The 26,473-nt window shown below is 26.2% G+C and carries 25 protein-coding genes; 10 read left to right on the top strand and 15 right to left on the bottom strand.

The window, feature by feature from the left end:
- Positions 1–166: 166 nt before the first annotated feature.
- Positions 167–1,600, bottom strand: coding sequence for a pyruvate kinase (gene pyk / locus BRSU_RS03610; protein WP_048593833.1), 1,434 nt, complete (start codon positions 1,598–1,600; stop codon positions 167–169).
- A gap of 162 nt (positions 1,601–1,762) precedes the next feature.
- Between pyk and BRSU_RS03605 the strand changes: the two genes are divergently transcribed.
- A complete protein-coding gene (locus BRSU_RS03605; protein ID WP_245158046.1) occupies positions 1,763–2,326 on the top strand; it encodes a hypothetical protein in 564 nt (187 codons plus the stop codon).
- On the opposite strand, the gene rsmA is transcribed toward BRSU_RS03605, so the two are convergent.
- The 4 genes from rsmA to BRSU_RS03585 are packed head-to-tail and all read right to left on the bottom strand — an operon-like array spanning position 2,323 to position 5,632.
- On the bottom strand, positions 2,323–3,168 hold the full coding sequence (rsmA, locus tag BRSU_RS03600) for a 16S rRNA (adenine(1518)-N(6)/adenine(1519)-N(6))-dimethyltransferase RsmA (RefSeq protein WP_048593831.1): 846 nt from the start codon (positions 3,166–3,168) through the stop codon (positions 2,323–2,325). The two genes, BRSU_RS03605 and rsmA, sit on opposite strands and share 4 nt — an antisense overlap.
- Positions 3,158–4,885: a hypothetical protein gene (locus BRSU_RS03595; RefSeq protein ID WP_048593830.1), complete on the bottom strand. Its 1,728-nt coding sequence runs from the start codon at positions 4,883–4,885 to the stop codon at positions 3,158–3,160. Before BRSU_RS03595 ends, rsmA begins: the two co-directional genes overlap by 11 nt.
- A complete protein-coding gene (locus BRSU_RS03590) occupies positions 4,882–5,316 on the bottom strand; it encodes a tetratricopeptide repeat protein (RefSeq protein WP_048593829.1) in 435 nt (144 codons plus the stop codon). The genes BRSU_RS03595 and BRSU_RS03590 overlap by 4 nt, the downstream gene beginning before the upstream one ends.
- 10 nt (positions 5,317–5,326) lie before the next feature.
- Positions 5,327–5,632: a hypothetical protein gene (locus BRSU_RS03585; protein WP_012669563.1), complete on the bottom strand. Its 306-nt coding sequence runs from the start codon at positions 5,630–5,632 to the stop codon at positions 5,327–5,329.
- Positions 5,633–5,845: 213 nt separating this feature from the next.
- On the opposite strand from BRSU_RS03585, the gene BRSU_RS03580 reads away from it, so the two are divergent.
- Both BRSU_RS03580 and BRSU_RS03575 read left to right on the top strand, forming a co-directional pair.
- The gene (locus tag BRSU_RS03580; protein WP_048593828.1) at positions 5,846–6,505 is read left to right on the top strand and encodes a hypothetical protein; all 660 of its coding nucleotides are present in this window, start codon (positions 5,846–5,848) and stop codon (positions 6,503–6,505) included.
- 23 nt (positions 6,506–6,528) lie between these two features.
- Positions 6,529–7,275 carry a hypothetical protein gene (locus tag BRSU_RS03575; protein WP_048593827.1) on the top strand — a complete coding sequence of 249 codons (747 nt, stop codon included), beginning with the start codon at positions 6,529–6,531 and terminating at the stop codon, positions 7,273–7,275.
- A 91-nt stretch (positions 7,276–7,366) separates the two neighbouring features.
- Here BRSU_RS03575 and rarD read toward each other — a convergent pair whose 3' ends face one another.
- The 6 genes from rarD to BRSU_RS03545 all read right to left on the bottom strand — a co-directional run bounded on the left by rarD (position 7,367) and on the right by BRSU_RS03545 (position 15,351).
- A complete protein-coding gene (rarD, locus tag BRSU_RS03570; RefSeq protein ID WP_048593826.1) occupies positions 7,367–8,227 on the bottom strand; it encodes an EamA family transporter RarD in 861 nt (286 codons plus the stop codon).
- A 168-nt stretch (positions 8,228–8,395) separates the two neighbouring features.
- The gene (locus tag BRSU_RS03565) at positions 8,396–10,408 is read right to left on the bottom strand and encodes a tetratricopeptide repeat protein (protein ID WP_048593825.1); all 2,013 of its coding nucleotides are present in this window, start codon (positions 10,406–10,408) and stop codon (positions 8,396–8,398) included.
- Between the two features lie 85 nt (positions 10,409–10,493).
- Positions 10,494–11,141 carry a ribulose-phosphate 3-epimerase gene (rpe, locus tag BRSU_RS03560; RefSeq protein ID WP_048593824.1) on the bottom strand — a complete coding sequence of 216 codons (648 nt, stop codon included), beginning with the start codon at positions 11,139–11,141 and terminating at the stop codon, positions 10,494–10,496.
- A 216-nt stretch (positions 11,142–11,357) separates the two neighbouring features.
- A complete protein-coding gene (gene rnc, locus BRSU_RS03555; RefSeq protein WP_048593823.1) occupies positions 11,358–12,092 on the bottom strand; it encodes a ribonuclease III in 735 nt (244 codons plus the stop codon).
- 113 nt (positions 12,093–12,205) lie between these two features.
- Complete coding sequence (locus tag BRSU_RS03550; protein ID WP_048593822.1) at positions 12,206–13,669, bottom strand: VWA domain-containing protein; 1,464 nt, start codon at positions 13,667–13,669, stop codon at positions 12,206–12,208.
- An 8-nt stretch (positions 13,670–13,677) separates the two neighbouring features.
- On the bottom strand, positions 13,678–15,351 hold the full coding sequence (locus BRSU_RS03545; protein ID WP_048593821.1) for an AAA family ATPase: 1,674 nt from the start codon (positions 15,349–15,351) through the stop codon (positions 13,678–13,680).
- A 215-nt stretch (positions 15,352–15,566) separates the two neighbouring features.
- Between BRSU_RS03545 and BRSU_RS03540 the strand changes: the two genes are divergently transcribed.
- The 4 genes from BRSU_RS03540 to pgsA are packed head-to-tail and all read left to right on the top strand — an operon-like array spanning position 15,567 to position 18,911.
- Entirely contained in the window at positions 15,567–16,514 is a 948-nt protein-coding gene (locus BRSU_RS03540) for an ABC transporter ATP-binding protein (RefSeq protein WP_048593820.1), read from the top strand.
- Complete coding sequence (locus BRSU_RS03535; RefSeq protein ID WP_048593819.1) at positions 16,515–17,240, top strand: ABC-2 transporter permease; 726 nt, start codon at positions 16,515–16,517, stop codon at positions 17,238–17,240.
- 50 nt (positions 17,241–17,290) lie between these two features.
- Entirely contained in the window at positions 17,291–18,313 is a 1,023-nt protein-coding gene (locus BRSU_RS03530; RefSeq protein ID WP_048593818.1) for a DUF4340 domain-containing protein, read from the top strand.
- Between the two features lie 40 nt (positions 18,314–18,353).
- Positions 18,354–18,911 (top strand): CDP-diacylglycerol--glycerol-3-phosphate 3-phosphatidyltransferase, encoded by a 558-nt coding sequence (pgsA, locus tag BRSU_RS03525; RefSeq protein ID WP_048593817.1) that lies wholly within the window; start codon positions 18,354–18,356, stop codon positions 18,909–18,911.
- Positions 18,912–18,970: 59 nt separating this feature from the next.
- Here pgsA and BRSU_RS03520 read toward each other — a convergent pair whose 3' ends face one another.
- The 4 genes from BRSU_RS03520 to galK all read right to left on the bottom strand — a co-directional run bounded on the left by BRSU_RS03520 (position 18,971) and on the right by galK (position 22,925).
- Positions 18,971–19,543, bottom strand: a complete 573-nt coding sequence (locus BRSU_RS03520) for a hypothetical protein (protein WP_048593816.1) — start codon at positions 19,541–19,543, stop codon at positions 18,971–18,973.
- Positions 19,544–19,670: 127 nt separating this feature from the next.
- Entirely contained in the window at positions 19,671–20,240 is a 570-nt protein-coding gene (locus BRSU_RS03515) for a hypothetical protein (RefSeq protein WP_048593815.1), read from the bottom strand.
- A gap of 140 nt (positions 20,241–20,380) precedes the next feature.
- Positions 20,381–21,485 (bottom strand): peptide chain release factor 2 gene (prfB, locus tag BRSU_RS03510; RefSeq protein ID WP_157031447.1). Its coding sequence is split into 2 segments (ribosomal slippage): positions 20,381–21,412 and positions 21,414–21,485, totalling 1,104 coding nucleotides; the frame shifts between segments, so codons are not numbered across the junction.
- A 258-nt stretch (positions 21,486–21,743) separates the two neighbouring features.
- Positions 21,744–22,925 carry a galactokinase gene (gene galK / locus BRSU_RS03505; RefSeq protein WP_048593813.1) on the bottom strand — a complete coding sequence of 394 codons (1,182 nt, stop codon included), beginning with the start codon at positions 22,923–22,925 and terminating at the stop codon, positions 21,744–21,746.
- Positions 22,926–23,147: 222 nt separating this feature from the next.
- Here galK and BRSU_RS03500 point away from each other — a divergent pair, with 222 nt between their 5' ends.
- The 3 genes from BRSU_RS03500 (at position 23,148) to BRSU_RS03490 (ending at position 26,457) form a co-directional block, all read left to right on the top strand.
- Positions 23,148–24,419 (top strand): L-cysteine desulfidase family protein, encoded by a 1,272-nt coding sequence (locus tag BRSU_RS03500; protein ID WP_048593812.1) that lies wholly within the window; start codon positions 23,148–23,150, stop codon positions 24,417–24,419.
- Positions 24,420–24,686: 267 nt separating this feature from the next.
- Positions 24,687–25,529 (top strand): hypothetical protein, encoded by an 843-nt coding sequence (locus BRSU_RS03495; protein WP_048593811.1) that lies wholly within the window; start codon positions 24,687–24,689, stop codon positions 25,527–25,529.
- Entirely contained in the window at positions 25,519–26,457 is a 939-nt protein-coding gene (locus BRSU_RS03490) for a tetratricopeptide repeat protein (RefSeq protein WP_048593810.1), read from the top strand. The genes BRSU_RS03495 and BRSU_RS03490 overlap by 11 nt, the downstream gene beginning before the upstream one ends.
- Positions 26,458–26,473: the final 16 nt, after the last annotated feature.

Here is a 26,473-nt window from a genome sequence, read left to right as displayed (position 1 = left end):
GAAGTAATAAACAAAATATTAAATTTTTATTTAAGTTTTTTATTTTTTATATAAAAATATACTATTTATAAATAATAAAATTAATTACATCTATATCAGAAAGTATTAAAAATAAAAGGATTACTACGACTTAATAGTAATCCTTATAAAAGATATAATATATAAATTAGTGTATAACAACTACACGTACACTATTTTCCTGCCATCTACCCTGCCATTTGCTTCCGCTGACAAGTATAGCTTTATCGCCATGATTAGCTAAATTATGTTTGATTAATGTATCTTCAAGTACATCAATCTGACCTCCGTGACTTATACCGGCACTGAAATTCAAATCTTCAGGCATGAGTATGGTATAAACATTATGACATATAGCTAATCTATTACATGAATCAGTATCAGCAGACATAAAAACAATAGGTGTTTTAGGTCTTTTTTTAGATAAGTTTTTAACAGTATATCCTGATCTTGAAAGAGCTATTATTACTTTATTATCTAAACAATATGATAAATAAGAAGCACTATCAGTAAGAGCATCATTTACACCTCTATCCAAATAAGACATATTTTCATGTGAAGCTCTCATAACAGATTTCTCGGCAGCCTCAACTATTGAAACCATAGCCTTAACTGATTCTATAGGATAATCACCAGAAGCAGTTTCTGCAGACATCATTACAACATCTGTACCATCTAAAACAGCATTAGCAACATCGCTAGCCTCAGCTCTTGAAGGCACAGGGCTTTTAGTCATACTTTCAAGCATTTGAGTAGCTATAATAGTAATTTTTCCTATATCATTTGCCATTCTTAATATTTTTTTCTGCCAAACAGGTACTTCTCCAAATGGTATCTCAACACCTAAATCCCCTCTAGCCACCATTACACCATCAGAATGCTTTATAATTTCCTCTAAATTCTCAAGAGATTCGGTATTTTCTATCTTTGAAACAATGCCTACATCTTGAAGATTATTATCATCTAATATCTTTCTAAGTCTTATAACATCTTCAGCCTTTCTTACAAAACTCATTCCTAAATAATTAACACCATTCTTAGCAGCAAATAAAGCATCGCTTACATCTTTTTCAGTTAGAACTTCTGTTGTAACATGTGCACCAGGAAGATTAATTCCTTTACTGCTTAATATAGTTCCCCCTGTTATAACCTTACATACAACAAGCTTTGATGCCTCATCACTGGATTCAACTATAAGCTGTATAGTACCATCAGCTATCAAAAGCATAGAACCTGATTTTACATCATGAGCAATATTAGAATGTGTTGTTGGTATAATACTATCATCATTAGTTTCTTTGTATCCGCTAAGTTTTACTATATCACCTTCTTTTACAGTAATAGGCTCTTTTAATTTACCTATTCTTATTTTAGGACCTTGTAAATCCGCTAATATTGCAACTGGTTTTTTAAGCTCATTTGAAACTTTTCTTATTATATTAATTCTTTCTAAATGCTCATCATAAGTTCCAAAAGAAAAATTTAGTCTGCATACATCAGCACCATTCTCTATAATCTTTCTTACCATATCTTCACTAGACCATCTTGGGCCTAAAGTTGCTATTATTTTTGTTTTTCTCATTCTTAAATATCCTTATCAATTTCTTCAAAATTAAAGTCAAATATATATTTAAATATAAAAAAATAATTTAATAATTAAAAATAATTTTTTATTTTTATAAAAAAAAATGAATATATAATAATTTTTACTTTAAAAATATATAATATGATATATAATATTAATATGAGTAAAACATTAAAAAAATTAATTAATACTATAATAATAATTTCAATTGTATTATTTATTTCTTCTTGTACTCAAAGAAATAAAACTATAATGCTTACAAATATAGCAGTAGATGTACCTGAAGATTTCAAACCAGGATTCTTAGATGGAACAGTAGCTATTGATGATACCGTAGCATTTAATGAATCTTATGGTATAGAGAGAAATACAGCTATATATACTATAGTATATACAAAATATAAACCAGCATATAGCGGAAGTATAAATTTAGCAAAAGCTAAAAATAGTGTAATAAACGGACTGAGAAATCATCCTGCCATAAAAGAATTCGAAGTAGTATCAGAAAAAGTGCCTGAAAATATGTCTAATTCATATAAAGTTTTAAGTAGTTTCTATTACGGACCTAATAAAACATACCATAAATCTTTTCTTATGCTTCATGATAACGGAATACTACAAATAATATGTATGTATAATGCCAACAGTAAAAAAGATGATAAAGAAATAGAAAATATTATTAATTCTGTAAGAATTTTAGAGCAAAACAATACAAATAATTAAATATATTCTTTTACTATATTGGAAAGTTCTATAACTCTATCTATATGTAAGGTTTCTCCTCTTATATTTCCATCTATATTTGCTTTATTTAATATTTCATCTACATATTCTTTGTTAATATTTAAATATGGAGAACTAATAAAATTATTTCTTATAGTTTTTCTTCTATTATGAAATAAAGTTTTTGAAACAGATTTAAATATTTCAATTATATCAATATCAACTTTTTTGGGAATTATACTGATAACAGATGAAGTAACCTTTGGAATAGGATAAAAAACATCTTTTGAAACATTGAATTCCAATTTAATATGCGACATAAAATTAGCAAATAAGGTTAAAGAAGAATAGTTTTCAGTATTTTCTTTAGCTATAAGTCTTTGAGCAAAATCACTTTGAACCATAAATACAGCATAATTCCATTTATCATATGATTCATATAAAAGCCATTCCATTATAGGGCTCGCTATATTATATGGTATGTTTCCATACACATCATATTTATTTTCTGAATTGGATATATCAAATGTAAGTATATCTTTATGTATTATATTGATACCATTAAATTTTTCTATTAAATGATTATATAAAGCATTATCATATTCTACTATAGTGAGATTATTTTGGTATATATCATACAGCATATTACTTAAAGAACCAAGCCCCCCGCCTATTTCTAAAGCATATTTATCTCTTGATAAATTATCAGGAATGGTATTAGCAATATTGTATGCTATATTTTTATCGCATAAAAAGTTCTGTCCTCTATTCTTATTTGGAAAGATGGACTTATGTTTCAAATATTCTGTAACTTCTCTTTTTGAATATAAATTATCTAACATCTCTAGGAATTCTAGCCATTTGGAATATAACATATAGTATAAGGAATGCAAATACCACAACAGCAATGAGAACACTTATTGTAATATGCGATGCCATTAACATCAACATTCCAAGATAATCTATCAAAACCTTATAAACGATAACAAATAATAATGTACCTAAAACACCTGTAATTCTATTGTAAAAATGGAATTTATCGGTAGATGCTGCTAATCTAAATCTAAATGAATAATATGCTATTATCATAAATAATAATAAATAAGCTATGGGTTCAATATTTTTCACTAAAAGCTCAAAATTAATATCCTTATTAGAATACCCAAATTTTTGAATTTCTTTTCTTAAAGTAAACAATTCTAATAAATTTACATATCTTAAATTCAAAGAAGTGTAATTCTTAATAATATCCAATGTGCTGTATGATATATTAATAGGAATAACTTTACTAATAGCATCATCATATATATATTCATTTTTATTAGTATCAAAATAAGCTTTTAATATAATATTTTTAGTATTATTAGTATTATTGAAAGAATCAGCTATTTTTCCGAATAAAAAATTCTCACATCTTACAATTTTTAATTCATCATCTAATTCCATAAGTGAAACATCAAATATATACAAACTATTTTTAAACATTGCACTTGTAGATGAAGATAAGAGAACATTCTTACTTAACATTATATTTATACCATTATGACTAAAAACAGAAGAATATTTCAACAAATCAGGATTATTAATATATGCTTCCCTAACCTCTTGTGCTTCCTTAATAAAGAAATCATATCTAGTTATAGCATCTCTTATAATAGAATAATAGTTATTTATTTCAGCAATATTAGGATAATTCAAATACAAATCAGAAATATTATAATAAGCCTTCCATAAATATCCGCTTTCATACATATCAATAGTTTCTGATAATCTTGAATATATGGAAGCTTCCTGAGGTGTAGCATTACCATAATACAGAGGTTTTCTATTCATAGCTATACTTATTCTATTCATATAATATAGTGCCATAGGATTATTTTTATCCAATTCCAACACTTGATTAAAATAGTTATTTGCTGCATTATAATTAGATAGGCTAAATTCTCTTGTACCAAGACTCATTAAATTATTTATATTATTAAATTTTTCCTCATGAATCTTAGCTTCTTTAATCATTTTTTCTTTTTGTATTGATTTTATAAGCAAAAGAGTATTTCCATCATTTTTATCATAAAATAATGCTTCCTCAGCTAAACTAGATGCTGCATCTAAGTTACCAGCCATCAATTCTTCTTTTGCTGCTTCATAAGCTCTATTTTTTAATGTTAATTCATATTCATAATATATTTTTGCATCTCTAATACTATTATGCTCCTTAAGTTTAGATATAAAGAAATTAGTAAAAGAATAATCATATATAGCATAAAAGCAAACAAGTAATACAATAAGCCCTATAGGATAAGCTATAACCTTAGATATACTTTCCTGATATAAATATTTAGCTTTAAAAAATGAGAAATAAACTGATAATGCTATTACATAAGGTATATAACTTTTAAAGAATATTAAACTATATAATATATATGATGTAAGAGAATAATCCTCTCCCTCCCCTCTGCTATACAAAATATATACAAAAAGGATAATAAATATACTTAAAATACTAAGCAATAGGAAACTTAATATAATACTCTTAGTGATGCTATTTTCTTTTTTCATGAGTCTATATTTTCTTCAATAACTTCTATTTCCTCTTCTATAATTTCAACAGGTTTTAATTTAGGTTTTTCTTCATAAATATCTTGCATAACTTTTTGAGCTAAAATTTTAGGAGGCAAAACAGTAAAATTATTAAGAACTATATCAAAATACTTTAAAGCTTCTTCATACTTTTTTTGATAATAATAACAAAAACCTATCTCATAATAAGCCCAGGCTACATCTTTAGCATAATTTTCTCTATCAAAATTATCTATTATGTACTGATAATAGGCTATAGCAGTTTTATAGTTTTTATTACCAAATTCAGTGTATCCTTTTTCAGCTATTATTTTAGGATACTGTCCTTCCTCTACAGAAATTTTAACCGCTGAAGCACATGAAATTAATAAAAAAACAACCGCAGCTAAAAAAATCAAACCTTTTTTCACTAAAAATCCATTATTTCTTTATAGTATATACTTCATCACGTACAGGCAAACTTTTACGCAAAGTTTTAAGGAAACTTCTTAAATCGCCCATTTCCTTATAGTCATCGCATTTTTCTACAGTTCTTCTAGCAACTGTAAAATACTTGTACATTTTTTCTTCGCCAAGTTTTTTGCGCCATTGCTCTTGTGCACATTTTACTCTTAGCAAATATTGATTACCGTCTATACCACTAGCTTTTCTGAATAAAACGCAATATCTGCAATTGGCACAATATATGCCTGTTTCTGACAATTGTTCATTTTGTTCTTCGCTCATAAATACTTACCATAAATTATATTTTTTATACTGCAAGTATAACAAACTTTAAAATTAAAGTCAAGATTCTAATGTATTAATAGTTTTAGTATAAAATCGTATTAATTTATCAATAATAACATTTAAATTTTATTTTTCTATATAAAATTTACAAAAAGTATAAAATTATTTTTTATTATTGCTAATTAAAAATATTACGAGAATAGTAATAGTATGAGAAAAATAGTATTAATAATAATCACAATATGTATTGCATATACTTATGCATATTCTCAGGATGCAAACTTTCAGGATATATACGAAAAAATGAAAGAAAAATATTCTGCAATTTATCCAAGAAAATTTGAATCCTATATAGACGGAAAAATAGTACAAAGACAAATAGATACTATTCCTGCAAAAAGTTATACAAAAACTAAAGAAGATATAAAATTAAGATTCACTTTTGAAAAAGGATACAAGCCTACCCTAATACTTGAAAATGTAGATAGCTTTTATAGAAATATGTTTTCTGTATTTGAAGGAGCTTTAGAAACTGTTGGATTTTATGCTTTAGTAGGAAATAACAATGATTATAGTTCTATATCAAAAAAAATTACCTTTGAAAATATAGAGGATAAAAAAGATGAATATAAAATAACTCTAAGAGCAAAAGGGGAAAATGAGAATTATAGTGTAACTTACACTGTAAACAAAGATACTTACATAATAGAAAGAGCAGAATATTATAATAAAAAATCTAAAATATATGATGTTAATATTTCATACGAAGAAGTAGATGATTATACTTTACCTAAAATAATAAAATATAAAAGTTCTGACGGAAAGGTGAATTCTGAAATAGAATTTGTTGATATAAAAACTTACAAATAATAAAATAAAACGGATGCTAAATTATGAAAAAAATATTATCAATTATAATCTCTTTAATATTAACTATGCCTCTTTACTCTATTGATGTGCAAAGTTTATTTAATCTTTCAGGCAATGGAGAAATTGTTTATTATAAAAGCGACAATATAAATAATGCTGAATATACTCAGGCGGAAAAATTAAAATCAGAATTACAAAGCAAAGGATATAAAGTATATTCTATAGTTATTGCTGATGTTCTTCCTAAAGAAGGTAATGAATTTATAGCTTTAGTATCTTCTGCTCAGGGAGATAAAATATACATATACAATAAAGACAATGAAGAATTTTCTTATAAAACAGACAGATTAGGAAAAAATGCTGCTATTGATTTAGAAAATTTTTATGATAAAAAAAATGAAATAGGAATAATAAAATACTATATCATAAATGATGACGGTACTGATAGAGATATATACATGTATATGTTTAGAATAGATGGTACTAGTGTAAAATTTATTGCTGATGTAGTTTTTTATAAAGAAATTAATTCTATGAAAAGCTCTGTTATAACTCAAATGGATAATATATTTGAAGATATTGACGGAGACGGAATATATGAAATGCTAGTTGAGTCAAGAGAAACTATTGACGGCGGAAACGACAGAGTTGAATATCAAATTTACAAATTAAGCAAAAGCAAAGGTAAATATGAATGCATTATGTCATCATGGCTCGAGGAAACTCCCGTTGATTTATCAGGATATTTTAGAAAGAGAATACAAAAATAATTAATATATAAAATAGTTATAAAAAAATTAAAGCCTTAGTAATATTTTTAATAAAAATTACTTAAGGCTTTTTTATATTTTTATAATAATATCAATTATTTTTATTAGCAGAATTTTTAAATATAGAAATAGCATAAAGAATTGCCGCTAATATTATTATAGACAAAGTAATAGCCCTATTCAAATTAACTTCTTCCTTATATACAAAAATTGCAAGTAAAGTAGCAAAAAATGGAAGTAAAAACTGAAGAAATCCAAGAGTAGAAACTTGAAGTCCTTTAGCCGCTTTGGCATATAAATATAATGGTATTCCTGTAGCAACTCCTGCAAACATTAATGATACCCAAGAATAAATTGGCTGAGGAGTTTTAGGAAAATATATTGTACTTAAAATTATTGATGGAATTAATATAGCAGTTGTTTCTAAAAATAAACTTTCCCAGCTTGAATATATTGTAAGTTTTTTGAATAAGCCGTATATTGAAAAAGTAAGACCTATAAAAAATGCCATTATAGGAGGCTTGCCTAATGTGATAGTTTGATAAATCATTCCTATAAACATTAAAATAATTGCTGCATATTCTAATGGAGTTTTTTTCTCTCTAAAAACTATAATGCCTACTAATATACTTAAAATAGGTGCTATATAATAAGCTAGCCCTGCCTCAAGAACATGTCCTGAATTAACAGTGTAAATATATAAATACCAATTAAGTCCTAAAAAAAATCCCGCTATTATTATAGATATTAATGGCTTAATACCTCTGTATAAATTAGCCCTTTTATATATTATTATTATCAAAGTAAATATAAAAGTAGTTATAACCCTTAAACCCAAAACAAAAGCTGAATCAAAATTCTGAACTGATTTCCAATAAAGAGGAAGAAGACCCCAAATTATATACGCTGTCGAAGCTAGTAAAATAGATTTATTATTATTATTATTTGACATCAATATATCCTACATATTTTTTTGACGGTAATAATAAAATTTAATAAAAATATTTTCAATATATTAAATTCAAATATTTATAAAAAATTCAATCTTATACTTTATGAAACTTCTTTATATGAGATTAAAGAGTTTATTTTTAAGTTTTTTAATAACAAATATCACTTACTATTTTTTTAATAATGAAACTGTCTTAAACATTAGAACAAAAATTACTGTAAATAAAGGTAATGCCATACCAAGATTAGCTTTTGTTTTGAATAAAAATATACCGCATACAATAAGAACTAAAATAAACAAAATTGTTACCCAAATATATGCAGACTTGAAAAAATTTGCTCCTACACTTTTTAAGCCTTCTTTATATGTTTGATTATAAGGATTTATTTTCAAAGCTTTTTTATATGCTTCTTTAGCTTCTTTATTTTGATTAGTATTTTTCAATGAATTACCTAAATAATACCAATATTCTGCCTCATTAGGATATAATTCTGTTAATTTCAAAAAAATATTTATAGCACTATTATATTCTCCACTATCATAATATGATTTTGATAAAGATTTTAAATTATCTGTATCATTAGGATTTAAACTATCATATTTAACAAACATTTCTATTGCTTTTTTATGATTATTTACAGAACTATATGATTTTCCTAATAAAGTTAAAATCTCCAAATTGTTTTCATCTTTTTCTAACACTTTCGATAAAATGGAAGCAGATTTTTCATATTTTTCTGATTTGTAATAAGACTTTCCTAATATTGATAAGTATTCTATGTTTTCATCATCTATTTTTAAATTATCTATTTTTGACGCATTCTTTATAACTTTATCATATTTACCTATATTATAATATGAATCAGCAAGCCAATAATAACTATCTATAATATCGCTGCTTAAATCTATATTTTTCAATAGAAAATTTATTGATGCATTATAATTTTTATTTTGATTGTATGTAGATCCAATCCAATGAAGATTGTAAATATTTTCATTATCTAATTCATACGCTAGTAAGAAAAAACATATTGATTTATTATACTCTCCAATTTTATTATAACATTTTCCTAATAAATGATAATAATCATAATTTTTTTCATCTAAATCTAAATTTTTACAAAGCTCTTCTATAGATCTATCATTCAATTCGATTATTCTATTTTTTAATTTTCTAGATTTAATATTTATTAATTTTTCTTCTTTATGATTTTCTTTTAATAATTTTAATGTATTCAATAATATTTCTATAGATTTATCATAATCTTTATTTTTATAAAATGCATTAGCTAATACATAAGAATTACAAAAATTATTTTTATTTAAATTAACTGCTTTTAACGCTGAATCTATAGCTTCTTTATATTGATTTATTAATATATAAACATTTGCAAGCAAGTTATAATTAAAATCATCATTAGGATACAAATCTAAGTTTTTTGATAATGTTTCTATTGCCGTATTATACTGCTTATTTTTCATATATAGTATAGAAAGATATTGATATACGAAACATTCACTATCTGATTTTTCTTTTATATGATCTAAATATTTTAATATAGATTTTATAGCTTCATCATATTCGCTCTTAGCATCATAAATATAAGCTAATAAAAGCAAATTATTATAATCATTACTTTCTAATTCTATAGATTTTAAAATTAAACTTAAAGCATTATCATATTGATTAATATAATAATAAACTATTCCAAGTCTTTGAAAATACTTATAATTTAACGGATCTAATTTTAAAGCTTTTAATGTATAATCTTCTGCTTCTTTATAATTTTCATTTAATATATACAATCCGCCAAGCTTATATAAATACTGATGATTATTAGTATCTAATTTTACACATTCTGATATAGCATATACTGCATCATTATATCTGCCGCCATTTAAATATAAATAACTTAAATGCTCCCAATATTCTGTATTATTAGGATCAGTCCAAAGTATTCTAAAATATGCTTCTATAGCTTTTTCATATTCGCCTTTATCAGCATATTCATCTGACGTTCTTTTCCAATCTTCAAAAGTTTTTTCATCTGGTTTTGGAGGAGTTATTAATATTTGACCTGATTCAAGAATTTGAGCATTATTTATAAATACTTTTGGAGAATCTTCATTTTGTTTTTCTTCTTCATTTTCATTATTGTTACTATTATCTAATTCTTCCATCTTTTCCTTTCTTATGTTGTATAAGACTTATATCAAAACTAAGTTAATAAATATTTATAATATCTATATTGGGCATTATAATAAATTAATTTCCTCTCAATTTATTAATAGTATCTTTTTTATTATCGCTGTCTATTATTGCACTTCCAGCCACAAGGAAATTTGCTCCTGCCTCAACTACTCTATCACAAGTTTTTAAATTAACTCCGCCGTCAACTGCAAGTATTATATCTCTATTTCCTATTAATTTTTTTGCTTCCTTTAATTTATTCAAAGATGATTCAATGAATTTCTGTCCCCCGAATCCCGGATTTACACTCATTATAAGCAAATAATCAATATCATCAATGATAGGTTCTATTACATCAACTCTAGTATGAGGATTAAGAACAACACCAGCTTTTATATTATGTGCTTTTATCTGATAAATTAATCTATGTATATGTATATTACCCTCAAAATGAACACTTATAATATCTGCACCAGCCTTAGCAAAATCATCAATATGTTTTTCAGGATTTACTACCATTAGATGTGCATCTAAAGGTATTTTACTTACCTTTTTTATATCAGAAAGAACTTTTGCACCGAATGTAATTTGCGGAACAAATACTCCGTCCATTATATCTAAATGCAAATAATCACTTCCTGCTTCTTCAAGTTCTTTTATAGTTGCATCCAAATTAGAAAATGATGCTGTAAGTATTGATGGTGCTATATTAATTTTACCCATGAAATTTTCCTTTACTATTTTTATATTCTCTGAAACTATTAATAAGCTAAAACTTCAGTTATCAATTATTTCAGATAATTTACTTTTGCTATATTCCATTAGCATTAATAAGATGTCAACTAAACTTCTAAATAAATTAGCCTCATTATTAATTGATATGCTATCTTAACAAAAATACTAAAATTTATATTTTTTAGTATTTCAACATTCAAATTATTACTTATTAATTTTTTTATTTTTCTTTATTGCCATACTAGCCATTTCTATTTTATCCAATGCTTTTTTGGCAGCATTAGTTTCCGCTTCTTTCTTACTTTTACCTATACCCAAAGCAAAATTTTTATCATTTACATAAACTTCAGCTTTAAACATCTCATGATTATTATCATCATAATATTCATAAGATTTATAAATAGGACTAGTTTTATGTTTTTTCTGTATAAGCTCTTGAAATATAGTTTTATAATCTTTATCAAAGTTTTCAATATCCAAATTGCTAAGCCTTTCTTTATAAGCCATCATAACAAATTTGGATGCACTTGTAATACCTGAATCTAAATATATAGCACCTACTATAGCCTCGAATAAATCTTCAAGCATATTATCTCTATACCTTCCACCTGAAGCCTCTTCTCCATGTCCTAAAAGTAAAAAATCTCCGAGTTTAAGCTCTTTTGAAATATCAGCCAAACTTTTTTGCGATACTAAAGAAGATTTTACTTTAGATAATAAACCTTCTTTACTGCTATTATATTTTTTAAATAGATAATCTGAAATAATAAGAGAAAGCACAGAGTCTCCTAAAAACTCTAATCTCTGATTATATTTCATTTTCTTTTTAGATTCATTAGCATAAGTTCTATGAGTTATAGCCTCTAACAGATGATTTCTGTTTCTAAACTCATATTTTATAGCCGTCTGACAATTATTTAAGATTTTATCTATATTCATACCCATATCTGCCTAACAGTATTGTATTTATAATACAATGAATAAAATAACAGTCAAGAAAATAATATAAAATTTTGATATTTTTTGTGATTTTATTATATATTAATATATTATTAATGTCCGAATATACTTGAATACATATTTCCTGTAATCTCTTTAATTGAGCCTATTGAAGAATCATAGCACCAATTATAATCAAATATACTGTTTTCCACATTAAACATAGGAGTACTTCCTATTACAAGAGAATAAAATCTATTTTCTTTTTTCTTTTGTTCTTCAGCCAATTTATAATCTTCATCTGTAAAACCATTAAATACAAAGTCAGAAATAAAAAGCAAATCAGATTTTTTATAATTCTCGGTATTCATAGTTTTTATAGCATGCCTCAGTGCCGGAATGGGATCTGTACCTCCATTGAAACTCAATCTCAAGAACTCTATTAAATTATCCATAGTATTAGGATATGTCAAATCCATAGTTTTTATTTTAGTACTAAAATTTATAATATAGCAATTTCTTTTCTGCTTCATTGCACGAGTAGCCAAATATAATGTAACAGCCTTTGAAACAGTTTCAGGCACTCCGCTCATAGAACTGCTTGTATCAACGCATATTATAATAGGTCCCTTTTTATCTTCTTCTTTTACTTGAATTTCTTCTTCAATATATCTGTCATAATAAGAGTCAATATATCCTTCTTTTTTGAAAGTTAAAAGTCTATTCTCAAAATATTTTACTCCAAATAAAGTTTCAAGTACGCCTTCAGCCAAAAGCAGTTTCTCCTGAGGAAGTATATTATGTATATCTCTAGAATAAGTTATTCCTACAATCTCCTCTTCTGAATTAATATCTCTTATTTTTCTGCTGAATGTTTCTTTTCTTAAAATCTTTTCTGTTTTTATAGTTTCTTCAGACTTTATAAACCTTCCGAGCATATCGCATAATCTTTTTATATATGAATTTTCTTTTAATAAATTTAAAAGTCTTTTTATATATTCAATATCTTTTTTTAATAATTTTCCTATACTCAAATCAAATAATAATTCTGTATCTTCTCCAAATATATCCTGTATATACTTTAAATTATTCAAATAATCAAAAAATTTTTCCATATCTTGAAAAAATTTATTTCTGTATTTATCTATTTCATTTAATACCCAATTCATATATTGTTTATCAAGTTCATCTTTCCAACTATTAAAAACTGATTTTCTAATAGCTATTATCTCATTATTATACTCATCTTTTTCTAAAGAATCTATTTTTGAATAGAAAAAGTCAGCATTATCATCGCCTGCAATTAATCTGTAATTTTCAATATATTTTAAAAGTGATTCTTTATCTGTTTCATTTTCTGTAAAACTATTTTTGGCTTCTTCATAAATAAAATATGAATCTTTAAATGGATTATCATCTTTTAAATGTTTTTCTAAATTATAATTAAAATCATTTATTTTCTTAGTAATTTCTTTTTGCATATCATTATTGCTCATAAATATATCATACTGAGAAAATCTTTCTTTTAATATATATTTAGTTTCTTTTAAAATATTGTTAATATCATGAATATTCATACAAAACCTTAATAATTATTCTTTAATTTATCTATACAATGCTCAATATTAATTTTAAGAGATTTCAAACTAGATAAATAATCATTATTATAAATAAATTTTTGTATATATCTTTTATTTATAAAAACAGAGTCGCATTTTTCAATCATAGATTTCAAATCACTTTCATAAGACTCTATTTTATTATTTACTGCATTAAGCAAATCCGAACAAACATACATATAACTATTTCTTTTATTGTATTCTATAGGTTTTATATCTCCTTTTCTAAACTTAATAGGAATAGATATATTTAATGATGATACTATATCTCCATTTTGATCAACAAAACGGTTATAATAATTATTAGTTTTTACTTGAATAGTATTTGCATTTGTAAATGAACAAAATACATTGTCAGCTGCAACATAATCAGTAGATTTTTTTAAATTACTATAATTATCATAATAATCATTATATTTTGGGTTTCTGCCATTTGCATTATTAAAAGCATCATTATCATATATATTCATTAAAGGATTAAATTGAGTATTATTATTTATTTTATTAATTTCAATATAGAGTTTTACAATACTCACTCTATTATTTCCATAAGTATTTTTATATTCATAAAATACATCTATAGAAAAATACATTTTACCATTTATATTAATTTCATTTTTATACTCATCTCTGTCACTTATAGAATCTTTATCTATATTTGTTCTAAGTTCTTCTGCTTCATCGTATATTTTATCATAATCAAATTCTTCATTATCATCATTCAAAAAACGCATTATAGATTTTTTCACTATGCTATTAACAGCATTAATATTTTCTTCTAATGTCCAAATACAATTAGAAATTAAAAAACAGTCTGAAGGAAGTATTTCTTTTCTATCTGAAAAATATGCAGAAGCTTTTAATATATAAACGATATTCTTCCATCTTCTATCCGAAATATAAATAGGTTCATTATTCCCGTTATTATATTCATCTATTTCATTTTTTATTGAAATTATAATATTAAGAATATTAGAAGGTACTTCCACTTCTTCTATATTGCTTTTTAAACTTTCCAAATCTTCAGCTGATATTTTATCTTCCTCATTTAGATTAGCATTAAAATCAACATCTTTATCAACTATCAATGATTTGAAATTGTCTATATCTTCAGCAGGATTAACTAATAAACGCATTATAAATCTATCATACATAGCATCAAGTCCCTGATCTTTGGGAGGAGTTTCATTACTTGCCGCAACTAATATTTTTAAAGGCACTTTTTCTTCAATGATTCCATTTCTGTATATTTTTTCATTTATTATAGTTAATAATGTATTTAATATTGCAGGACTGCTTTTCCAAATTTCATCTAAAAATACAAAATCAGCCTTAGGCAAATAACCTTCAGTTTGTCTTTCAAATTTATCTTCTTTTAATTTTGATAAGCTCACAGGACCGAATACATCTTCGGGGGTTGTAAATCTATTCATAAGCTGACCGAAATATTTGGAATCTCTAAAAGCAGAAGCTATTCTTCTTACGATTAAACTTTTAGCAGTACCGGGAGGGCCATATAAAAATACTGATTTTCCAGCTAAAGCACATAAAAAAGTAAATGATATAGCATCTTCTTTTTCATAAAGTCTATCTGAAAGTTTTTCTATAATGTAATTTATTTTTTCTTTATTTAATTCCATATTTAATGCCTTTAATATTTAATGATAATATTATAATTAATTAAATAGTTATTTACAATATAATATTTAAACATATACAAAAATCATACATTTCAAACATATACCTTTTGTAATTTTATAATTGTTTTTTTACTTTATATATATTATAATGTTTTCCTACTTATATATTTTTTAGATTATTAATTTTTAAATATATCAAACAGTAAAGGAAGAAAATGATATCAGTAGAAAATTTAAACAAATACTATGGTGATTTTCATGCCTTAAAAGGCGTAAGTTTTGAAATAAATGCTGGTGAAATTGTTGGAATATTGGGACCAAACGGAGCAGGAAAATCCACTACTTTAAGAATATTAACTTGCTACCTTTCTCCTACTAGCGGAAATGCTATTATTGACGGAAAAAGTATATTAAATAATGAAAGAGAAGTAAAAAAGGTTATAGGATATTTACCTGAATCAGCACCGCTTTATGATGATATGAGCGTATTTGATTATCTGGTTTATATGGCTGAGATTCAGGAGCTTGAAAGAAACAGATTAAGTGAAAGACTTCATTATGTTGTAGATGCATGCAGCCTTAAAGATGTTATATCAAAATCAATCGGAGAGCTTTCAAAAGGTTATAAACAACGTGTAGGAATTGCTGGAGCTATTATACATGACCCTAAAATACTTATATTAGATGAGCCTACTAACGGACTTGACCCTAACCAAATAGTAGAGATTAGAGAGCTTATAAAAGAATTGGGCAAAGAAAAAACTGTTCTTATATCTACACATATATTAAGCGAAGTTGAGGCTACTTGTTCAAGGGCTATAATCATCAATCAGGGTAATGTTATTGCAGATGCTGATCCTAAACATTTAACTTTGAATAACAAAGAAAATAATAAAACATCTGTAAGAATAAAATTATCTATAAAAACAAATGATGATAAAAATAAAATAATAGAAAAGTTAAAGAAAATAGAAAATATTTATGATGTTAAAGCAGAAGATAATGGAGAGTTAAAAGACATCACAATATATTCTAATGAAGAAGAGCCTAGAGAAAAGATTTATTCATTTATCAAAAGTACAGAATGGGTAATATATGAAATGTTCAGAGAAAGAGAAAATCTAGAAGAAGTATTCCATACATTAACAAAAGGAGATAAATAAGTGCAGTCTATAAGTTATACTATAAATAAATCTAATGTTATATTAAAAAAAGAATTAAGGCATATTTTCTTTTCACCTATAGCATATATATTTTCAGCAATATTTTTAATTGTTAGCGGAGTATATTTCTTCTCAAGATTCTTTATACTTCAGCAGAATGATATGCAGGATTTTTTCAGTATTCTGCCTTTAATACTATCGCTTATAATTCCGCCTATCACTATGGGGCTATTATCAAGTGAGTTTTCAAGCGGTTCTTATGAGCTTATAAGCACACAATCAGTTTCTACTTTAGAAATTATACTAGGTAAATTCTTTTCAGCAGTGATATTTATGCTTTTTGCATTAATGCCTACTATACTCTACCCTATGACATTAACTTTTTTGGGAAGATTGGATATAGGACCTGTAATTGCCGGATATATAGGAAGTATATTTCTTATTATGGCTTTATGTGCTATAGGCATATTCGCTTCATCTACTACAAAAAATCAGATAGTAGCTTTAATTGTAGGGCTTGCAATTATGATATCTTTGAATATGTTTTTAAGATATTTAACCTTACTTTTCCCTGCTTCTGTTAATTTCATAGAAGTTATAAGCGGTGATTATCATTTTGCTAATATAGCAAGAGGAGTATTGGATTTAAGAGATATTATATACTTCTTATCAGTTACAATAATATTCCTTTATTTAGCAAATATTATGCTTGAAAACAGAAAATAATTTACGATATTAAAAATCAAAAGAAATTATAAACTTATAGGATAAATAAAATGAATAAAAATGTTACAAAAATCATAGTTTTGCTTATAGCATTGGCAGTAATAAGTGTTGCAGCATTTCTAACAACTAAACAAAGCCGTAAAAAAATAGAGGCAAACAAACCTAGAACTCAGCTTTTTGAACTTAATGAAACAAATGTTACAAAATACGAATTAAAATATGCTGAAGAACCAATAATTGTAGAAAAAATAGATGAAACTTGGAAAGTAATAGCTCCATCTAATGATTATAAAATAGATCAGTTAGAGGCTTTTGCAAACGTTAAAAACTTCAATACTTTGAATATTGACTCCACAATAACAAATCTTGCTGAATTAGATTCATTCGGTTTAGAAAATCCAAGCAATGAATTTACTGTTTGGGAAGGCAATAAAGAATATAAAGTATTCGTTGGAAATAAAACAGCTGATGAAGAAAAATATTATGTAAAATATAATGATGAATATTTCAGCGTAGAACTCGTTTATATAGAAGCATTGAAGAAAACTATTGATATGCTTAGAGATAAACAAATATTTGATAAAACTATATATATAGATTCTGTAGTAAAAACAGAAAGTAATATAAGAGATTATACAAACATAATAAGAAAAGAAAATAGAACTAATTGGGTTGTTGATGGTATAGATGAAGAAATTAGTTTAGATAAAGCTTACAGAGATTTTGAGGCATTATCTTTAGTTAAAGCTACAGGTTTTGTATATGATGAAAATATGCTTAAATATTTAAATAGATTATTTAGAATACCTGATGCTGTTATTACAATATATATGGAAGATAATACAAAAACACAGTATCAAATAGTATATGATAATAATGATAACAGAGTATATGTAAAACCTCAAAGCGGTATAATATATGAAGTTGATTATAATATATATTCTGCTGCTATGCGTGACAGAAGCTATTATATAAAAACTGAAGATGATGAAAAAGAGACAAATAATGAAAATGATCCTTATATGGATACAGCAGAAGATAGTATGAGATTAGATGAAAATTTGCAGCAATAAATTAATAAAATTTAATATAATTTTTTTAAGGAAGTAATTTATGAAACAGCAAATACCTAATTTACTAAGTATAAGTAGAATAGTTTTATCACCTCTTGTTATATTTCTGTACTTTTATAATTCTATGATAAGTGCAGTATTGGCATTGATATTTCTTATTATACTAGAGATAACAGATGCTTTAGACGGTGCTATGGCTAGAAAATTTAACCTTGTAAGTGATTTAGGAAAAGTGCTTGATCCTTTTGCTGATACAGTATTTCATATAACAATGTTTACAATATTTCTTTACGAAGGTTCTATGCCTATATGGATGTATATAATTTCACTTTATAGGGATATGTTTTCAATGTTTATAAGAATATTAGGAGGATTAAGAGGTTTTGCTGTAGCTGCCAAATTCAGCGGTAAATTAAAAACTGCATCAAGAGCGGCTGCTGTAATTATAATATTCCTTTTAAAAATATTGAAATATACAGAAATATTGCTTCCTTATGAGCAAATAACATATTATAGTTTATTAGTTGTTACAATAATAACGATATATTCATTCTTTGATTATATGCCTTTAATAACAGGAAAATCAAATAAAAAATAAAATATATAAAAAATAAAAGGGTTATTCTTATATTAGAATAACCCTTTTTAATTATATTATTAGAACCAATATCTAAATCCAAAATCTCCCGAAAATCTGAAGAATTTGGTAAAAGTCCAGCCTGTATGGCTAGGGTACCAGCCGAAAGTTCCAAAACCATCACTACCCACAGCTATAACATTAAGTCCTGGCGAAATCTGTAAAAATATTTCCCAATCTCTATCAACTATAAAAGAAACTCCTAAAGGAAGCCTAAAACCTAAACCCAAATTCCAATAATTATTTCCAAATTCTGCAATAGCCTCAGCTCCGGGACCAAAATAAAGCCAAGCATCAGAATCGCCTGCTTTTCCTATTCTATATTTTAAGCCCCACCAATCAGCATTGGCACTAAGTCCAAACCAAGCCCAACCTTTAGTTGATATACCTATATTTAATATACCGCTAAACATCAATGGGAAATTATCAATCTTTCCTGTTACACCCAAAGATGCCTGACTTGGAAAACTGAATCTAAAGAAAAGTCCAGCTGCAGCACCATTAGGATAATCAGCATACAATTTAGATCCAATAGATAAAAAAGAAATTAAAATAATACAAAATAAACTATAAATGATTACTCTTTTAAACATATAAACAAAACCTAATTTTACTTTATATAAATATAAAAAATAATATAAAAAAGTAAAAAAATTATTATAAAAAATAAAAGCTCCGCTAATAAAATAACGGAGCTCTAAACATTCTAAACAAATACTATTAGAACCAATATCTGAATCCTACTTGGAATGTCAAATGCAAGAAATGCTCAAGATACCAATGATTCTCATCACCGAAATGAAGACCAAGTAAAGAGAAACCATTACCGTCAGCATGTATAACATTTACAACAGGAGCAGGCTCTAAGAATATCTCCCATTGATTTTTGATTAAGAATGAAAAACCTATAGGCATTCTTAAACCAGCATTAACAGACCATAAACCATGAGAACCAATAGCAAAATCAGCAGCAAGTCCTGGTCCTAAATAAAAATGAACATCAGATGCTCCAGCCTTACCTAAAGGTATTTTTAATCCCCACCAATCCATAGTGAGTCCTACACCAAAATATAAATAGCGAGTATCAAAAATATTAGCTACAGCTTGAACTCCAAACATCAAAGGTACTCCGTCAAATTGACCAACTAATGTTAAACCTTGATTTGGATATCCAAAAAATAAAGAAGCTCCTATTGCAGCTCCATCAGAATAAGCGGCAGCAGCTTTTTTAGGCATAGCAACTGTTAAAGCTAAAGCAATAGCAATTACAACTGCAATTTTTTTAAACATAATATTCTCCATTTTTTAATATATCTGCACTATACAATTTATGTCTAAAAATGTCAATAAGTAACATAATATTATTAACAACTTTAATTTATTTTTACACAAGTAAAACTACATTAAATATCAAATATTATATTATTATCTCATTTTTTTATTTGCTGTTTGAGATACGCTGATATAAATTCATCAATATTTCCGTCCATTACAGAGTTCATATTTCCACTCTCGCAGCCTGTTCTTAAATCTTTTACCATCTGATAAGGCTGGAATACATAACTTCTAATCTGATTGCCCCAAGCTATATCTGTTTTCTCTCCCGCTATTTTCTGCTTTTCTTTATCCAATTTCTCTTTTTCTAATTGATAAAGTTTTGCCTTTAACATTTTCATAGCCATATCTTTATTGTTATGCTGGCTTCTTTCTGCCTGGCATTGAACCACTATATTAGTTGGTATATGAGTTATTCTAATAGCTGATGAAGTTTTATTAACGTGCTGTCCGCCTGCTCCTGAAGCTCTGTAAGTATCTATTCTTAAGTCTGCAGGGTTTATTTCTATTTCAATATCTTCATCTATATCAGGCATAACACTAACGGCAACAAATGAAGTATGTCTTTTAGCATTAGCATCAAAAGGAGATATTCTAACTAGTCTATGAACACCTATTTCTGAACGCAAATATCCATAAGCATAAAGCCCCTGAACATAAAAACTTATCTGTTTTATCCCTGCTTCATCTCCCGGAAGTTCATCTGTAGTTTCAACTGTAAAGCCATGTCTTTCACAGAATCTTACATACATTCTTGAAAGCATAGAAGCCCAATCGCAGCTCTCTGTACCGCCGGCACCTGCATTTAAAGTTAAATATGCATTCTTACTGTCAAACTCACCTGAAAATAAATTCTTTGTTTCTAATTCCTCAAAAACTTTCTGCAATTCTAAGCATTCTGTTTCCAATTCTTTTTCCATTTCAGTATCATTTGACTCCATAGCCATTTCAACCAATTCATATATATTATTAGAATTTTTTATCAAATTTTCAACAGGCTCTATTTTATCAAGAAGAAGCATTCTCTCCTTCATAAGTTTCTGAGCTGCTATATTATCATTCCAAAAATCATCTTTAGCTGATATTTCGTCTATCTCTTTAACCCTTTTATAAATAGAATCAGGGTCAAAGATACCCCCTTAATATTTCTGATTGTTCTTTAATATTAGATACTATACCTTTAATTTCTGATAATGTCATAAAACGTTCCTATTATTGTTACGATATAAACTCGCTAACTATAGATGATAACCAACATCATAATCTATTCATTTATATCTTGAATTATTGTTATGATATAAAATTATAAACTTTAGATTACAAATATTATTATAATCTACAAGTTTATATCTTAGTTATCATTACAATACAAACTAGCTTATAATTTAAGCTAATTCTTGCAATGAATTGTACCAAAATACAATTATTTTTTATTTATAATAAAATTTTTATTAAAAATTATTCTTCTGTAGGTAAAATTCTAGTACCGCTGGATAATTTTAATATATAAACATCAGCATCTCTTCTAGTTCTTTCTTTATAATGGGTATATAAATTCTCTATAACATTTTCAACTTCAGTTTTCTTAAGGAACAATAAAACTCCTCCTCCAAAACCAGTACCTATCATTCTAGCACCCAAAACACCGTCCATATTCATAGCTTCTTCAACTAAAATATCTAATTCTGCAGTAGAAACCTCATATAATTTACTTAAACCATCATGTGTTTTTAGTATTAAATTAGCCAAGTCCTTAACAGAACCTTTTTTAATAGCTTTAACTGCCTGATTAACTCTATCCTGCTCAGCTGAAACATATAAAGCACGTCTTTGCTCTTTATTTTGTAAAGTTTCTTTAATAAAATCAGCATCTTTAACTTTTAAATCAGATAATGATTTTAAGTTGCTTTTCTTTTCTTTAAGTTTTTTTAATGCATTCTCACATTCTCTTTTTCTAGCATTATATTCACCATCACTGGAAGTTCTTTTCTTATTACTGTTAACAACTGCCATACAATAATCACCTAAATTGAAATCAAAATATTCATATTTAAGTGTTTTCATATTAAATAAGAATAATGTATTTTCTTTAGCTAAAAATATTGTAACATGATCGCTTAAAGATGTTCTGTGTGATGCATACTTTATTTCGCCTTCATATGACAATTTTGCCATTTCAATAGGTTCAATATCTTTAATATTATTTATGTCCAAAGCGGCAAAAGTCAAACAAGCACATAATGAACTAGATGAAGCCAAAGATGTATTAAAAGGTAAATCAGTATAGACAAATATATCCATACCATGTATTTTATAGCCTTTTTCCAAAAGCACAGAATAAACACCCTTAAAATAAATAGCCCACTCATCTTCCTTATTCTTTTCTAAATCATCTAATGTAAATGATTTTCTAGCTTTAAAAGAATGGGCATATATATTAACTTTATTGTCAGGTCTTTTTCTAGCTACTATATATGTTCCTCTGTCTACAGCAGAAGTTATAGTATCTCCATCTGAATAATCTATAAGTTCTCCTATAACTGTAACCCTTCCCGGAGCAAAGTAAAGTTTTGTATCACCTTTATGTCCGAAAACTTCTCTAAATCTTGCTACTATTTTTAAATGTAATCTAGGTATCATGCTAAATCTCTCAAAAATTATCTGTTATAAATATCATAAAATAAAAAAAAATCAATAGTATAAACACAGTTATTGTAAAAAAATAATATTTTAATTAAACTATACAAACTATAAATCGTAAATTTTTCTGAAAACTAAAATAAATAATTGTTAAAATCATTGATTTTGATAAAAAACAATAATATAATGTGCAAAATACAAATACAGCAGGATCATTTTTTTATGGATAGAACTTTATACAGTAATTACATAAATATATTAAAAGAAGAATTAATACCAGCTTTAGGATGTACAGAACCTATAGCAATAGCTTTTGCTGGTGCAAAAGTCAGAGAAATAATAGGCAATATACCTGAACATATCACTGTAAAATGCAGCGGAAATATAATAAAAAATGTAAAAGGGGTAACTGTACCAAATTCAGGAGGATTAAAAGGAATAGATACTGCTGCTATTTTAGGTTTAATAGGCGGAGATGCCAGTAAAAATCTTGAAGTTTTATCTTCTATAAAAGAAGAAAATATAGAAAAAACTAAAGAACTTTTAAATAATAAAGAATTCTGCACTTGCGAATTAATAGAAGGCGATGAAAATTTACATATCATAATAGAAGCAAAATATAAAGATACAAATGCCTTAGTAGAAATAAAAAACGCCCATACTAATATTACAAGAATCTCTAAAAATGGTGAAGAATTATTAAATTCTAATAACTATTCGAATAAAAAAGAAGAAGATCTTAGAGACACATTAAATATAAAAGATATACTCAATTTTGCCAATGAAGTTAATATAGATAATATTAAAGATATTATAAAAAGACAAATAGAACTTAATTACAGTATTTCCGAAGAAGGATTAAAAAATGATTATGGTTCCGGCATAGGAAAAACATTGATGAAATATTATGGTGATGATATAAGAAATAAAGCTAAAGCTTACGCTTCTGCAGGATCTGATGCTAGAATGGGAGGATGTTCTATGCCTGTAGTAACTAATTCAGGAAGCGGTAATCAAGGTATAACAGTATCAATTCCAGTTATAAAATATGCAGAACATATGAAAGTATCTGAAGAAAAATTATACAGAGCTTTAGTACTTTCAAATTTAATAGCTATACTACAAAAAAAACATATAGGTAAATTATCAGCATTTTGTGGTGTTGTTTGTGCTGCCACAGGTTCTGCCTCAGCAATAGCATATCTACATGATTGTGATTACCAAGTTATATGCGATACTATTACAAATGCTCTATGTACAATAGGCGGTATGGTTTGCGATGGAGCTAAATCTTCATGTGCTTCAAAGATTGCAGAGGCTATTGACTGCGGTATATTAGCTTTTAATTTAGCTAGAGATGGAAAAGTATTTAAAGCTGGAGACGGGCTTGTAAAAAATGATATAGAAGCTACCATTGATAGTATAGGAAGAATGGCTAAAGAAGGTATGAAAAGCACAGATGTTGAAATACTTAATATAATGATAGATAAATAATATAAAATATTATAAGCCATTAAAACAAAATACAGAATTAATAATAATTAATGTATTTATTATTTTAAGTTTTTACCTTTAAATATATATTTAATATGTATATCTATTTCAGTGTCTGAATATAAAATAACAATATTTTTTAATACTAGATTTATTTTTAAAAAATTGTATAATTTATTATCGGTAGTTTTCGATATATTTAACAACATATAATTTGTAATAGTGTTTTACATATGAAGAAATATTTTTCATAATGGAGGTTTTTTAATGGCTAGTTTAAGCGACAAAGAAATTAATGCAACTTTAACAAAAATAAGAACTGAATATGAACAAGGTGCTGAAAAATATGGAAGTAGAATATATAATGTAAATAGTTTTAATGATAGATACAGAGAAGCATTACAAAACAGACAAGACTTATCAAATTTTTTAATTGTTGAGATCAAAATTCTAGAAGATATAAAAACTACTTTAAGAGACAGAGAATTAGAACGTCAAAGAAAAAAAGCTGAAGAAGAAAAAGCTAAAGAAAATTCTTTTATGAGTAAAGTAGATAATATGATAGAAAAATTCAAAAGTGCTACAGAAAAGTATCCTTTGGAAGATATGAATCCTAAAGCTGATCAGGAAATTTGCCATTTATATGGTGCTTTCAAAGAATTATATAACTGTTTTTCTGTTATAAGATTCTTTTCATGCGGACCTGCAAGCGACTATGTAGTAGAAACTGCTATAAAAGATTATGATAATCAATTCCAAAAATTTATAATCCCTATAGGTGAAAATAAAGTACCTCAAATATTTTCTGATTACGTTTTTGCACTAAATAATGGAGATAACTCAAGCAGAGCAGAACAATTCATACTTAAAGAATCAGGATTTTTCTTGCATGCATTCATTGAGAAAATGAATAATATAAAGCAATTAGCTCTTAAAGCAAGCAGTGACGGAGAAATAGTTCTTCCTGATTATTTAAATGTTCAATCACCTAGAGTATACAAATTCTTCAAAGGAAAAACTAAAGAAGAAATGTATGATGCTACTATAGCTTATGCTAATGCTATGATTAACGATTTTAGGCTGCAAAGTTTCAAAAAAGATGCACGTTAATAAGATAGTTCTTATACTTTTTTCATTATTTGCATTATCATTGTATTGTCAGACAAATGAAAAATTCCAATATGATAGGAAAAATTTATCTAATGCATACAGATATTATAATGCAAAAAATTACAAAAAAGCTGCAGAATTATTTGAATATGAAATAGAATACTCCCCTATTCTTAAAATAGAATATTTTGAAAATTTAGCCAATTCTTATATGAACCTAAAAGATTATACTAATATGCTTAGGGCAGCAAGAAATGGTATTATAGTAAATAGTTTTTCACCTAAACTGCATTTTCAAAAAGGATATGCTCTATACAAATTAGGAGACACCAATAAAGCAATAGACTCTATAAGATATTCGTTAAATTTAAAGCCTAATGATGCTTATATGAATAATTTTTTAGGGCTTTTATATTTATATGTTGAAGATTATAAACAGGCTGAATCATCATTTTTAAAAGCTACAGTATATAGTCCAAACAATGTAGTTTATATGGTGAATCTAGCAGCTACCTATGAAAGAGATAAAAATTTCAGTTCAGCACTTAATACCTATGAAGAGGCATATAAAATAAATCCTAATTACAGAGGATTAAAAGACTCAATAATTAGAAACAAAAATATATTAGCAAGAATATCAGGAAATACAAATATAGCTATTGAAGATAAACCAATAATAAACACAAATCAGAACAATATAACTTATGATGAAGATGTAGAAGCTAAACCAATAGAGATAGATATAATGGAATTAGCAGCAACAAATACTATTATGACAAATAATATCTTAAATACAAACACTGTCATAACAAATGATATTATAAATACTAATACAATAATAAATACAAATAGTATAATAACAAATACAGCTGCTACAGAAACAAATATTACAGCTCCTCAAACAAATGCTACTCAAAATGATAATTAATATTATAATTAATGAT

Origin of the sequence: Brachyspira suanatina (assembly GCF_001049755.1) — a bacterium.
GTDB lineage: Bacteria > Spirochaetota > Brachyspiria > Brachyspirales > Brachyspiraceae > Brachyspira > Brachyspira suanatina.
Note: the sequence above shows the minus strand (reverse complement) of the source record. Positions and strands in the feature narration are given on the sequence as shown.

Excerpts from the sequence above, each read along its gene's own strand:
- pyk (WP_048593833.1), bottom strand. The coding sequence starts at position 1,600 with ATGAGAAAAACAAAAATAATAGCAACTTTAGGCCCAAGATGGTCTAGT.
- BRSU_RS03605 (WP_245158046.1), top strand. The coding sequence starts at position 1,763 with ATGAGTAAAACATTAAAAAAATTAATTAATACTATAATAATAATTTCA.
- rsmA (WP_048593831.1), bottom strand. The coding sequence starts at position 3,168 with ATGTTAGATAATTTATATTCAAAAAGAGAAGTTACAGAATATTTGAAA.
- BRSU_RS03595 (WP_048593830.1), bottom strand. The coding sequence starts at position 4,885 with ATGAAAAAAGAAAATAGCATCACTAAGAGTATTATATTAAGTTTCCTA.
- BRSU_RS03585 (WP_012669563.1), bottom strand. The coding sequence starts at position 5,632 with ATGAGCGAAGAACAAAATGAACAATTGTCAGAAACAGGCATATATTGT.
- BRSU_RS03580 (WP_048593828.1), top strand. The coding sequence starts at position 5,846 with ATGAGAAAAATAGTATTAATAATAATCACAATATGTATTGCATATACT.
- BRSU_RS03575 (WP_048593827.1), top strand. The coding sequence starts at position 6,529 with ATGAAAAAAATATTATCAATTATAATCTCTTTAATATTAACTATGCCT.
- rarD (WP_048593826.1), bottom strand. The coding sequence starts at position 8,227 with ATGTCAAATAATAATAATAATAAATCTATTTTACTAGCTTCGACAGCG.
- BRSU_RS03565 (WP_048593825.1), bottom strand. The coding sequence starts at position 10,408 with ATGGAAGAATTAGATAATAGTAACAATAATGAAAATGAAGAAGAAAAA.
- rpe (WP_048593824.1), bottom strand. The coding sequence starts at position 11,141 with ATGGGTAAAATTAATATAGCACCATCAATACTTACAGCATCATTTTCT.
- rnc (WP_048593823.1), bottom strand. The coding sequence starts at position 12,092 with ATGAATATAGATAAAATCTTAAATAATTGTCAGACGGCTATAAAATAT.
- BRSU_RS03550 (WP_048593822.1), bottom strand. The coding sequence starts at position 13,669 with ATGAATATTCATGATATTAACAATATTTTAAAAGAAACTAAATATATA.
- BRSU_RS03545 (WP_048593821.1), bottom strand. The coding sequence starts at position 15,351 with ATGGAATTAAATAAAGAAAAAATAAATTACATTATAGAAAAACTTTCA.
- BRSU_RS03540 (WP_048593820.1), top strand. The coding sequence starts at position 15,567 with ATGATATCAGTAGAAAATTTAAACAAATACTATGGTGATTTTCATGCC.
- BRSU_RS03530 (WP_048593818.1), top strand. The coding sequence starts at position 17,291 with ATGAATAAAAATGTTACAAAAATCATAGTTTTGCTTATAGCATTGGCA.
- pgsA (WP_048593817.1), top strand. The coding sequence starts at position 18,354 with ATGAAACAGCAAATACCTAATTTACTAAGTATAAGTAGAATAGTTTTA.
- BRSU_RS03520 (WP_048593816.1), bottom strand. The coding sequence starts at position 19,543 with ATGTTTAAAAGAGTAATCATTTATAGTTTATTTTGTATTATTTTAATT.
- BRSU_RS03515 (WP_048593815.1), bottom strand. The coding sequence starts at position 20,240 with ATGTTTAAAAAAATTGCAGTTGTAATTGCTATTGCTTTAGCTTTAACA.
- galK (WP_048593813.1), bottom strand. The coding sequence starts at position 22,925 with ATGATACCTAGATTACATTTAAAAATAGTAGCAAGATTTAGAGAAGTT.
- BRSU_RS03500 (WP_048593812.1), top strand. The coding sequence starts at position 23,148 with ATGGATAGAACTTTATACAGTAATTACATAAATATATTAAAAGAAGAA.
- BRSU_RS03495 (WP_048593811.1), top strand. The coding sequence starts at position 24,687 with ATGGCTAGTTTAAGCGACAAAGAAATTAATGCAACTTTAACAAAAATA.
- BRSU_RS03490 (WP_048593810.1), top strand. The coding sequence starts at position 25,519 with ATGCACGTTAATAAGATAGTTCTTATACTTTTTTCATTATTTGCATTA.